The 11,874-nt window shown below is 47.1% G+C and carries 12 protein-coding genes; 1 reads left to right on the plus strand and 11 read right to left on the minus strand.

The features are described from left to right. Positions 1-44: 44 nt before the first annotated feature. The 8 genes from L696_RS0106375 to L696_RS0106405 all read right to left on the minus strand — a co-directional run bounded on the left by L696_RS0106375 (position 45) and on the right by L696_RS0106405 (position 6,732). Complete coding sequence (locus L696_RS0106375) at positions 45-725, minus strand: hypothetical protein (RefSeq protein WP_025682902.1); 681 nt, start codon at positions 723-725, stop codon at positions 45-47. A gap of 65 nt (positions 726-790) precedes the next feature. Beyond that, a complete protein-coding gene (locus L696_RS0106380; RefSeq protein ID WP_245233304.1) occupies positions 791-1,117 on the minus strand; it encodes a hypothetical protein in 327 nt (108 codons plus the stop codon). 17 nt (positions 1,118-1,134) lie between these two features. Next, the gene (locus L696_RS0106385; RefSeq protein WP_025682904.1) at positions 1,135-1,569 is read right to left on the minus strand and encodes a hypothetical protein; all 435 of its coding nucleotides are present in this window, start codon (positions 1,567-1,569) and stop codon (positions 1,135-1,137) included. A gap of 22 nt (positions 1,570-1,591) precedes the next feature. Next, a complete protein-coding gene (locus tag L696_RS0106390) occupies positions 1,592-2,644 on the minus strand; it encodes a hypothetical protein (RefSeq protein WP_025682905.1) in 1,053 nt (350 codons plus the stop codon). 240 nt (positions 2,645-2,884) lie between these two features. Then, positions 2,885-3,583: a queuosine precursor transporter gene (locus L696_RS0106395; RefSeq protein ID WP_025682906.1), complete on the minus strand. Its 699-nt coding sequence runs from the start codon at positions 3,581-3,583 to the stop codon at positions 2,885-2,887. A 238-nt stretch (positions 3,584-3,821) separates the two neighbouring features. Then, positions 3,822-5,219, minus strand: coding sequence for an L-cystine transporter (locus L696_RS0106400; protein WP_025682907.1), 1,398 nt, complete (start codon positions 5,217-5,219; stop codon positions 3,822-3,824). Between the two features lie 185 nt (positions 5,220-5,404). Continuing rightward, complete coding sequence (locus L696_RS32640) at positions 5,405-5,563, minus strand: PTS glucose transporter subunit IIA (RefSeq protein ID WP_155985329.1); 159 nt, start codon at positions 5,561-5,563, stop codon at positions 5,405-5,407. Further along, on the minus strand, positions 5,518-6,732 hold the full coding sequence (locus L696_RS0106405) for a PTS transporter subunit EIIC (protein ID WP_025682908.1): 1,215 nt from the start codon (positions 6,730-6,732) through the stop codon (positions 5,518-5,520). Before L696_RS0106405 ends, L696_RS32640 begins: the two co-directional genes overlap by 46 nt. Positions 6,733-7,159: 427 nt before the next feature. Here L696_RS0106405 and L696_RS0106410 point away from each other — a divergent pair, with 427 nt between their 5' ends. Continuing rightward, positions 7,160-8,860: a methyl-accepting chemotaxis protein gene (locus L696_RS0106410; protein ID WP_025682909.1), complete on the plus strand. Its 1,701-nt coding sequence runs from the start codon at positions 7,160-7,162 to the stop codon at positions 8,858-8,860. Positions 8,861-8,959: 99 nt separating this feature from the next. On the opposite strand, the gene L696_RS0106415 is transcribed toward L696_RS0106410, so the two are convergent. The 3 genes from L696_RS0106415 to L696_RS0106425 all read right to left on the minus strand — a co-directional run. Further along, positions 8,960-10,579 (minus strand): cobyric acid synthase, encoded by a 1,620-nt coding sequence (locus tag L696_RS0106415; RefSeq protein WP_025682910.1) that lies wholly within the window; start codon positions 10,577-10,579, stop codon positions 8,960-8,962. Between the two features lie 27 nt (positions 10,580-10,606). Beyond that, positions 10,607-11,485, minus strand: a complete 879-nt coding sequence (gene cobS / locus L696_RS0106420; protein ID WP_025682911.1) for an adenosylcobinamide-GDP ribazoletransferase — start codon at positions 11,483-11,485, stop codon at positions 10,607-10,609. Then, on the minus strand, positions 11,482-11,874 hold a 393-nt coding region (locus L696_RS0106425; RefSeq protein ID WP_025682912.1), incomplete at its 5' end, for a bifunctional adenosylcobinamide kinase/adenosylcobinamide-phosphate guanylyltransferase. The genes cobS and L696_RS0106425, both read right to left, overlap by 4 nt.

Consider the following 11,874-nt stretch of genomic DNA (forward strand, 5'->3'; position numbering starts at 1 on the left):
GTCATTAAAAAATGATGATTTGCTCCGGTACGACGGAGTATGGATTAATATGATGTACTGCTACGATAAGCAGTGGTCGGATTCATAAGAAGCTGATCCCGCAAGCTTCCGGCTCTGCCGTTTTGAAGACCTCTTCCCAGCCTCTTGCCTATGGTCTCCAGTTGGGTCGTACTTACGTTATTCGTGACATTAGGCAATGTCACATGGACAACAACATCACCGAAGTTGATCGTATAAGATGGCTGCACGTTTGTACGTGTCAGATATTCATTTCTGGTTAGCTCCGTTACGCCTTCTGGCATATGAAATGTACGTTGAAAACTGAGTACACTTTGCAAGTCCCGAGCTTGGTGCTTACGCATACCGATATACTCTATAGAGCCTGTTCGCACATCTGCTATTTCAACATTTAGCGTCTTCCTGCTTTGATCCCTATCACTCTGTACCTTGCTCACGTATTCATTCATGGGGAGGGTCAACGGCTTCGTTGTACCATTCATATCATCTTGCATACTCTGACTCAGATCTGTTGGTGGCTGATCTGGTTTTTGCTGGTTTACTTCTGGCCTTGTCCTACAATCTAATAAGGTACTTAACGTGCGCTTGTGTTCCTCCAAACGCCCGAAGCGTAAAACTAGCCCCTGCTTCTCTTCATTAGAAGAATGCCTTAGTGTCTGAATAAATGCCTGTAGCTCCACAAGCACATCAGTCTCTATATTGCCCATACATTCACCGCCTTTTATAAAATGAAACTCCCGCTCCTCCATACGGAGCAGAGCAGGAGTGTCTCTCAACCAAGCATATTAGCCAAAAATGCCATATCTTCTTCGTCCGCTATTTTATAGTCGCCCATATAAGAGCCGTCTTCCCTGACTTGTTTACGGCCTGTACGGCGGATATCCGGACGATCCGTTCCACCAGTCCCGCTCCATAATCCACCGGCAGACATAGAGGAAACTTTAATGGTAAATTCGATATGGTCATGACACTGCTCCAGATAGTAGCCCAACTGAGGGAGCGTAAGGTCCCAAACCTGATGCTTATCCAGGTGACAATAATGGGCCAGCTTAAAAAAGAGATTCGCCCAGTCAATAGGAGCATGCCGGTCATACTCCAACTCCTCATCCTCAGTGGCTACATGGACTTTTTTATTCCATTCAGACCGATCATGGCATCCATAATTTGCTTGGCCGTTTCAAGGTCAACATACTCTTCCAGATACTCAGGAGTCATCCAGCTATAGTAAGGCTTGAAGCCCATCATCAGCACATCCAACAGCTCATGATAACGATCTGTACCTTCCGGATCATTTGGAATTAGATTTGCAATAATAATGCCGGAATCAATAGTATTCAGCTTTGTAATCAGTTTACGCGCATCCTTTAACCCAAGCGGGGGCAAATAATACGTTTTACCGTCACGTAAACGTACCTTTTCATCTTCTTCAAAGAATGCTTTTTCTTTGATCTGCGCTTCCTCTTCTGTCAAAACCTTCTTTGCACTTTCTACCACCGCATCTGACTTGGAAGGCTCATTCTTGGATGGAACGGTGAACTCTCTTTCATTCATTTCGAAAACACATCCTTACGTATCAGTTGTTAGCAGATGTTGTTGCAATCTCATAACGCTTGATCGTGCCGAGCTTGTTATCAAAGCGTTCCGGGTCAATGACCGTCAAGGTTACACTATGCGTAGCCGCCTGCTGGCGCTGAGCATCAATCGTGAAATTGGATTTCACACGACATTGATACAATTCCGTTTGGTATCCTTGCACAGAACCGTCCTTTTGCTCAAAACGGCCATCATGAACCAGGTGAACCGTCAACGGTAAATCCCTGCTCGAAATATCCAGAACATCCACCACTTCATTGCGTTTATAGTTTACATAAATGGCTACATCCTTCAACGCCGCATTGAAAGTCAGCTTTCCCCCTTCAACAAGGTATTGCTCCTCGGTAGGGGTTCCGGTGAGCGAGCGTTTGAGAAGCTTGTTTCCATTTAGCGTACGCACTGAAATTTCAGGCGTGGTATGCAGCGAGGTACCAAAGACAAGCTCTGCCTCACACTTCCCGTTCACTTCCTGAATAACGTGCTTCTCTTCCAGCTCCCACACAAATCCATCATCATCCTGCTGAATTCCACTCAAAGCGACAGGATAGACAATCACTACTTTTTTCCCAGCCAACGATGCATCGAATACTGCCTTATTACCTGTCACGGTAACTTCCGTGGTTACATCTGTGCCTGTAATCACATCCTCGTAGGCCTTAATAGCAGGGCTTGTCGCTGCGTCTTCTGTGAGCAGCACCCGGTATGGTGATTCCCCCGGAACCATTACAGTTTCCGTTGTCAATCGGTAAGACGCTCCGCTAACACCTTCACGAAGCTTGGAACCGAGGACGAGACGGACCAGATTTAAGTCAAATTTGGCATCTTGAGCTGTAATATCAATCGTTTTTTTACGAAGCAATGCATCCAAGGGCACACTGGAATCTCCACCCTCGATATCCTGCATATCCAGTTGGATGTCCAAAAGCATGTTGTTCAGTGTTCCAATCGTGATGAGTTCATCACTATTCGGAATTTTAGCCATAAACTTGCCCGCACCTTTAATCAACATTTTTTTGTTTTTCGTCATTCCCATCTTCAAAAACCTCCAGTTTATTATTCCATTCTAATGGTATCCCAATTGGAATGATGTATTTATATGTGTTCTCAAGGCTCGCGTCATGATCTGAACCCGTGACAACTTGACCTTTGAACAAACCACCTTCCTGACGATATCAATATAAGCAACTGTAAGCTTCATTGAACAATTCATATATTTAAGAATAAGAACGATTACATTGGTTATACAAAAAAGGAGGGGCAACCCCAAGCCAAATTACGGCTTGAGCGTCTGCCCCTCCTCTTCTGCAAAGCGGAAGTTGCGTGCGATGTACAAAATCGGTGTACCCGCCGCAGTCAGTACAAATTTTAAGATATAGGTGGTGAACAGCAGCTCCAGCCATATTCCCCATTCGTATCCGTAAAAGGCGATGCTGCAAAAAATGAGCGTATCCATAAACGAGCTAATCATCGTGCTGCCATTACCGCGAATCCAGAGCTGGTGACGTTCCGGGAAAAACTTGCGAATCCAGGAGTATAGACGCACGTCCAGTAATTGGCTAACCGCATAAGCTGTCAGGCTGGCAAGCGCAAGTCTTGGTAATAGTCCGAATAATTGCTGCATCGGCGTCTGGGCAAAATCGGTTGCATTAGGCTGAAACACCAGCGCCATCTGCATCGTTAGCGTCGTCATAATCAAAGTGAAAAATCCGAACCACACCGCTTTACGCGCCTCTTTGGGTCCATATTTTTCATTCAGTAAATCGCTCGCCATGTACATAGAAACATACATTGTGTTTCCCAAGGTCGTCGTAATACCGAGCAGATCGATGGTTTTGGTTACCTGAATGTTGGCAAGCACGGTAGCCACACCAATCCAGGCGTACAACCCTTTTTTACCGAATAAACGATAACATAACAAAAAGAACATAAAATTGACGAGGACAAAAGCTGCCCCCCATAGCAAATTAAACATGAAAGCCTCCTAGTTTTGATAGCGCGGGATGGTTGCGAACCGCGGTTCTTCCGAAGCAAGCCGGAAAAACATTATTTTAATGTATCACAGATTACGATTCGTGAACAGCTATAACTTAAATCAATAAAACAACACAAAGAGCCGACCTTATGGCCGACTCTGAGTATTGATATGCACGCAGATACTTCTCCCTCTAAAACCTGCCCCTAGGCTACGTGGAGAGTTCCTATCATCCCAATCAGGAGCGTGCCTTCGAATCCAAATCCATGCCATGGTCGTTGAACACGTCTTGATTATTCTCCTTGAGCACCTTGCCTGAAATGAGTCCTGCCGTAATGGAATCATTGACATTCAGCGCTGTGCGCCCCATATCAATCAGTGGCTCAACCGAAATAAGCAATCCTGCCAAAGCTACGGGCAAGTTCATGGTCGAAAGCACGATCAGAGAAGCGAAGGTGGCACCACCGCCTACACCCGCCACGCCGAAGGAGCTGACCGTAACGACCAGAATGAGCGTGAGGATAAAATCCCAGCTCGTCGGATCTATGCCCACGGTTGGCGCAATCATGACAGCCAGCATGGCCGGATAAATGCCTGCACAGCCGTTTTGTCCAATGGTTGCTCCCAGGGTGGCAGACAAATTCGCGATGCCGTCCGACACACCAAGCTTTTTCGTTTGCGTTTCAACATTCAACGGAATCGTTGCGACACTGGAACGGGATGTAAAGGCAAAAACCAGCGTAGGCAATACTTTTTTCACATACGTTACGGGGTTATAGCCGAACAGAGCCAGCAAAATAAGATGAATGACGAACATGACCAACAAAGCCACATAAGAAGCGAGCACAAACTTGATCAGCTTCAAGATTTCATCCGGATTCGTCGTGGCTACAACTTTAGTAATCAGCGCCAAAATGCCGTAAGGCGTCAACCTCAGTACCAGCGTCACAATCCGCATCACTACAGCGTACACGGCATCGATTACTTTACGGAAGGTTTGCGCCTGCTCTGGCTTTTTACGATCCAGTCCAAGCACGGCCACCCCGATAAAAGCCGAGAAAATCACTACTGCCAGCGTCGAAGTACGACGAGCTCCCGTCATATCCTCAAAAGGATTGGATGGAATAAATTCCAGCACCTGCTGTGGAATCGTCATATCCTGAACTGTTCCAAGACGCTCCTCCATCTTCAAACCCTGTACTTGTTCCTTTTCCCCATTTTGAATCTCAATCGCTTTAAGATCGAACGACAAGCTGGTCACAATACTGACCGAAGCAGCAATAGCCGTTGTAATCAGCAATACGGCAATGATGGACACGCTGATTTTGCCAAGATTCTGTCGTCCCTTCAAATTCATAATGGCTGAAATAATCGACACCATGATGAGCGGGATAACTACCATTTGCAGCAAACGAACATAACCATTACCTACCAGGTTGAACCAGTCAACCGATTTCGTAATGACCTCCGAGCCCGAGCCGTAGGCGTACTGGAGAATAGCTCCGTAGATTAGACCGAAGCCCAGTCCGACAAACACCCTCTTCGTAAAAGAAATATGCTTCTTCTGCATCCAGACTAATACGCCGAGCAGCAAAAGCAGCACTACTATGTTCAAAATGATAAAGAAGGTATCCATATATCGTTTCCTCCAAACTTGTTATGTTTTATAAAGTGATCCTTCAATCAATCCATTGATTACTATATCACAATGCCAACTATTTTTGTAGGTTTTATATTCATAAAATAATTTAAAGTAGTTTTTCCCTTTATCCAATTGAACAAAAAACAGCAAGCCTCCATACTTCGAAGACTTGCTGCCTGCTATTTAATACTTGTTCTGTTGTCCAGCTGTATCCAATTCACTAGACCTTTCAGCTTAACTGTATCCATGCCGACATGTATAAGCATTTCAAGCCCGAAATCACTTACCAGCCCTACAGCTTCGGAAGCTTCGTTGCTCCAGTACCTGCATCTGTTGATGTTCCTGCTTCTTCCTTTACATCCGTAAAGCCCATGAAATACGTCATTAAACCAGCCGTAACAAACGAAATGACCATCCCCAAAACGGCGTACACAAGCGTGGAGTCACTAAACAGCGGTAAAGTCATTAGTCCGAATAAGCTCTCGAGAGAAGTAATTGCCGTTTCAAACAGGCATACAAATGCCCCACCTATGGCCCCGCCGATCAGCGCGGCAAGAAACGGTTTTTTGAAACGTACATTTACACCATACATGGCTGGTTCAATGATTCCCAGCATGGCTAACAAGCCTGTGGTTGCGGCCAGCGCCTTGACTTTGGAATTTTTGGATTTAATACAAACGCCGAACGCCGCCCCCGCTTGAGCCATAACCGCCGCCACCATGACAGGAGCAATATAATCATACCCCGTCGCAGCAACGGATTCCAGCATATCGTTCACCAGCATATATTGCATGCCCGAAAAATGAAGCAAAGGTATAGTGCCTCCATACAGCAGACCCGCCAATACTTCCGAATTGAAGAAGAACAATGAAGAAAATTCTTCTGACAATGTATGAGCCAGAGTAGTCCACAGCGGACCAAAAACAAACAGCAATAGAGGCATGATAATGATGAGCGTCAACGTTGGGGCAACCAGCAGCTTAATGGAATAGCGATTTAATTTGCCCAATCCTTGCTCAATCTTCGCTGCAAGCCAAACGGCAATAAGGATCAGTATAAAGGAAGAAATATACTGGGGCTCCGCCACTGGTAAGCTGGTCGAACTGATCTCTTTAGCGGACTTCAGCACTTCCGTAAGGTTGGGAATAAACGAGCATCCCCCGATGACCGCTGCAATGAATATGTTGCTGCCAAGCTTTTTGGCTGCACTTACTGCCACCATAAAGGGTAAAAGATAAAATACTATTCTGCCAATGTACGATAGAATAATAAAAATCTCAAAATTAGAATGAAGATCCAGATACAACAAAGCAGAAGCAATCACCTGAATGATTCCCGCCCCCATCAGTGCCGGCAGGATTGAAGTAAATACGCCCGAAATAAAATCAAACAGTCGACTTATCGGATTCCCTTTTGTGGCCGTTTTATCGCTACCTGAAATGGGCTCCTGTTTGTTTTCTTCTCCTGCCTGCGAACTCATTTCTTTGGAAAGTAAATCCTGATTCATAAAAGCCTTTTCCCCTTTTTTATGTATATTGAAGGCCACATTCGTACTTATATAACTGCTTACAGGAAGTACATGGAAGGTGACATTCCTTATACTACTTTCATTACTTCTTTTTTACAATAGTCTTAAAAGAAGGAATGAGATATTTATTTTCGTGCTCCATATAATCACTCCACCTAAACACCCAAGACCATAGATATATATTTTTTGTTTGTTTTTGGGCAAATATGACTATTCAACCGCCTGTTAATTATGTAAAATAGGTCTAACCTACTTCTAGTAATTCATGGATTACTTCCCTTTCTTGTTCTTGTCCCTTGAATACAGCTGAAATATACATAGAATCCGAACATTTTCAGTTTTTTCTTCAAGCAGAAAAGGAAAATAAGTAGATCATAAAGTGTTATCATGTGAGAGGAGATTTTTCATGCAGCGTTTTAATCTTTCCATTGGCGCAAGATTACGGATTATGATTTTATTGATTCTGCTCTTCGCGTCCCTTCTGTTCAGTGTCAGCTTTTATGCAGTATCCATGAGTATCATTAATAACAGTGTCATTCCTCAGGTGGATCAAATGCTGGAAACTGGGGCCAAGAGTGTGTATCAGGATCTTAATATTTCTTTGGCGGTCCAGGCGCAGCAAGGAAATGGTTCGGATTCCGGGTCTGGTATGCAGATGGAATCTTATCTTCAGAATAAGGTCAACACTCTTAAGCTTGAATCGGCATATATCGCAGTGCTGAAAGATGGTAAGGCCGAGGTTATCGCACGAAATGAAAAATCGGTATATAAGATCAAGGATGCACTGGTTCCTGTGGAGGATATCAAAAAAGCAAAACAAGGCGAGATGAATGTCAGCGACATTTACAGCGATTCATACGGAGTACACAAAACCGCCTTCTTTGCCATAGCGGGCAGTAACCTGGTCCTGGGTGTGAACGAGGACGTTGGCTTTGTGCAGGACAAATCCGAACAAATTTTATGGATTTGCATAGGTATTACAATTGCAACGCTCCTGCTGGGTGGAATTATTTCTACCATTGTCGTGCGCAAGGTTGTAGAGCCGATTGCGGAGCTGGTTCGTCATAGTGAAAAAATTGCTCAAGGTGACCTGTCACAAGAGCCGAAGGTTATCGGTAACAACGAAATTGCGCAGCTTGCCCGCAGCTTCCAATCCATGTCCCATAATCTGAAAGAAATGATCGGTCATGTGCTTTCCACATCCAGTGCAGTTGTAAAAGGCTCCGACGAGCTGCTTCGCCGGACTGAAGCGATGGGTGTAAAAGTACAGGACTCTACCGTTGCCGCAGAGGAAGTGGCAAAGGGCAGTACCAGCATAGCTTCTGCTGCTGCTGAAAATGCACAGGCTATGGAGGAAATCGCTCAAGGCGTTCAGCATATTGCCTCCTCTGCCAATGATGTATCCGATCAGATCAGTGAAGCAACCGAAGAAACAGTAAATGGTAATACGCTCGCTCAAAATGCTGTAGCCCAAATGTCGCAGGTAGGACAGGCTGCCGATGAGTCGCTTCGATACATCCATAGTATGAATGAGCGCTCCGAGGCCATCGGAAGCATCGTTTCGGCTATTTTTGACATTACAAAACAGATTCAAATGCTGTCCCTGAATGCCTCCATTGAGGCTGCTCGTGCTGGTGAGCATGGACGCGGCTTCGCCGTTGTAGCCGGAGAGGTTCGCAAGCTCGCCGAGCAGTCAAAAGAAGCGACACAGCAAATTTCCGATTATCTGGTAACCATTCAGGAAGTATCGCAACAGTCCGTTGACTCTGTGACCCGGGTCAGCCGAGAAATTCATTCGGGAACGGAAATGGTGCAGCAAGCGAGTACAGCCTTTAATCAGCTAAGCCAGCTCATGCAAACGATCAATGCAACGGTTCAGACGGTATCCGCAGCAACAGAGCAGGTATCCGCCAGCTCAGAGGAGGTATCGGCATCCGTGGAGGAGACAGCTCTCATCGCTGCCAATGCCCAGCATATGATTCAGGAAATCGGTTTTAATGCCGATGAGCAGCTAAATGAAATGGAAAGCCACAGCGAGGTCGTACGCCAATTAAGCAAGCAAGCGACCGAACTGCAAAAAGCCGTACAAAAATTCAAAATCAACTAAGATGAGCTACAAGGAAAGAGGTATCTCTCGGCCACGAACACGGCTGTGGAGATACCTCTTTATTTTTAAAAGCGTATTTTATACGATCATCTATAAAGGTTAAGAGTCCATCCCCATAATGCGGTAGATTCGGTCCATGTCCAGATGGGCCCGCACCACCTCTGCAACACGGTCAAACTCACGTTCCTTGGCTTCACTTACGGTAAAGGTGCTGTCCAGCGCTGACAAGCCCTTGGCTTGCCTCAATCCATCCAGCCAGGAACGACGAAAACGATCATTATCAAACACACCATGCAAATAGGTACCCCATACTTTACCATCCGCTGTTCCCCAACCTTCCTCAAAGACTGTTCCCTCGCCGCGACGGATATGGAATAACGTGTGCATTGGGTTCATTCCCTCGGCACGATCTGTAGGCGCGTCTGGTTCCGTAACACATTCCGTAACGCCCATATGTATTTCATAGCCTTCAATTATCGGCGCGGGAGCAGAATCCGAATCGGGCGCAGTATTTAGCAACAATGGACAGTGATTAGATAAGGTTCCCTGTACGCGTACCGTTTGCTTTTCCTTTAAGAAGGTCGTAGAAAGAGCCAGCCAACCCAATCCTTCTGCCTGCTGCGGCATACCAGATTCGACCGCTTCGGGATCAAACAAGGCTGTACCGAGCATCTGATAGCCTCCGCAAATGCCCACCAACTGCGTGCGTCCCGCATTCATAGCTTCCCGAATGTCCTGCTCCAGACCTCTTGTCCGCAATTCAAGCAGGTCGCCAATCGTGTCCTTCGTCCCCGGTAAAATAATAGCGTCAGGCAAACCCAATTCTCCGGCCTCCGTGACATAACGTACACTCACATCCGGCTCTGCGGCCAAAGCATCCGTGTCTGTAAAATTGGAAATACGCGGATAGCGAATGACCGCAATGTCCAGCGCTTTATCCTTTGCAGACAGCTTGGGCTTCTTGTCCAGCACCACAGAATCCTCTGCCTCAATGCGGATATCCGGTAGATAGGGCAGCACGCCGAGTACAGGAATACCGGTTCGTTCCTCCAACCAGTCCAGTCCCGGCTGAAGCAGGGACAGATCCCCTCTGAACTTGTTAATGACGAATCCACGGATACGCTGCACCTCATGTGGCTCCAACAGCTCAATCGTTCCTACCAGAGAAGCGAAAACACCGCCACGGTCGATATCCGAAATAAGCAGCACTGGAGCGTCCGCCCAGCCCGCAAGATTCATATTTACAATATCGCGGTCCTTTAAATTAATCTCTGCTGGACTGCCTGCCCCTTCCATAAGAACAATGTCATAGGTATCACGCAGCCGATTCAGCGCGTCCATGACCGTCTGCTTGGCTTGCGGCAAAAATTCCTTTCGGTAATCGGAAGCACTCATATATGCATAAGGTACACCGTGAACAACAATTTGTGAATGCATATCCTTGACCGGCTTGATCAAAATGGGGTTCATGTCGGTCGTTGCTTCAATACCGCAGGCTTCTGCCTGCACACCCTGAGCGCGGCCAATTTCTTTGCCGTCCTCGGTGACATAAGAATTTAGCGCCATATTTTGTGACTTGAACGGTGCGGGACGATAGCCATCCTGCGTGAATATACGGCACAGTGCAGTAGTCACCACGCTTTTGCCCACATCCGATGCTGTGCCCTGAAGCATAAGCACTGCTGCGGGATTCGTGCGGGACGGTTCGAAATTTGACAATTGCCTCTTCCCCTTTTACCAATTCATTTAAAAATATGCTTCCAGTCCGTATAAAATCACAATAAACAGCAATAAAACGGTCTCCAGCAATTCGTTCAGGGCTCCGTAAATGTCCCCTGTCAGTCCACCCAAACGGCCGTTAATACGGCTTGCTGTGAAGCTTCCAACACCATTGGCCAGCAGCGGCAGCAGCAAAAAGCCTGTCCAAATGGCTAATTCGCCCGGATGGGAAAAGATTGACTGCTCAGCCGCTGTAAAAGATGTATTGCCCATGCCGCCTGTTCCTGTAAACCATCCGGCAATGATAAATTGCCCTGCTGCGGCACCCAACGTGATGAGTACAGCCCAGAACACAGCCAATCCGGCACGTCTGCCACTCATATCAGCAAAACGCGCCGCCAGTCCATCATCATTCCGAGCTTTCGGCCAGCGCTTCATCGCGCTTACCATAAACCAGCGGCTCCAAACCATCGGAAGCAGTAATAAACCGGACAGATCCCGTTCAGAAAGCACCGTATACAGCAAAGAGGCCTTGAGCATAAGCAATAGCACACAAGCAATGACGCCCATCGCCCCTACACGGCTATCCTTCATAATCTCCAGCATCCGTTCACGGGAACGATAGCTGAACAAAGCATCAGCGGCATCCATCCAGCCGTCCAGATGCAGCCCGCCCGTGAGCCACACCCAAACGGCAAGAGTAAGAACTGCACATGGCAACGGTGGCAATACCAGAGAGGCAAGCGCTGCAAAGCACCATACGATAAGACCGATGACCATCCCTACCAACGGATAATAGCTTGCACTACGTTTCAGCAGCTCTGGCGAAAAATCCAGCTCTGCCTTAACTGGAAGACGGGACAAAAATTGAAAAGCAGCAGCAATCGCCTGACGTTCGCCGTTCATAGCTTGTATTCCAACTGTTTTAGTTCTACGGGAATGCCAGCCGTCACCAGAAATACCTCATCACAAAGGCGGGCGATCCGCTGATTCATCATCCCGCTTAAATCCCGATACAGCCGTCCAAGCGGATACTCGGGTACAATGCCGTCACCGACCTCATTGGTCACGATGACGAGCGGCCCCGGATACTGCTCAACGGCTGTCGCCAGATCATCCATGGCGGCACGGGCCGCAGCTTCGCCGTCCTCGCCTGCGGCCAGCAGCACGTTCGACAGCCAGAGGGTCAGGCAATCGACTAGCACCATGGGTGCAGGCGATGGCTGCGGTGCCTGGCTGACGTGCAGGTCGGCAGGATTGCTGCCTTGCGCAGCCAGCCGTGGCTCTACGCCGCT

It is taken from the genome of Paenibacillus maysiensis (assembly GCF_000520815.1).
Classification (GTDB): domain Bacteria; phylum Bacillota; class Bacilli; order Paenibacillales; family Paenibacillaceae; genus Paenibacillus; species Paenibacillus maysiensis.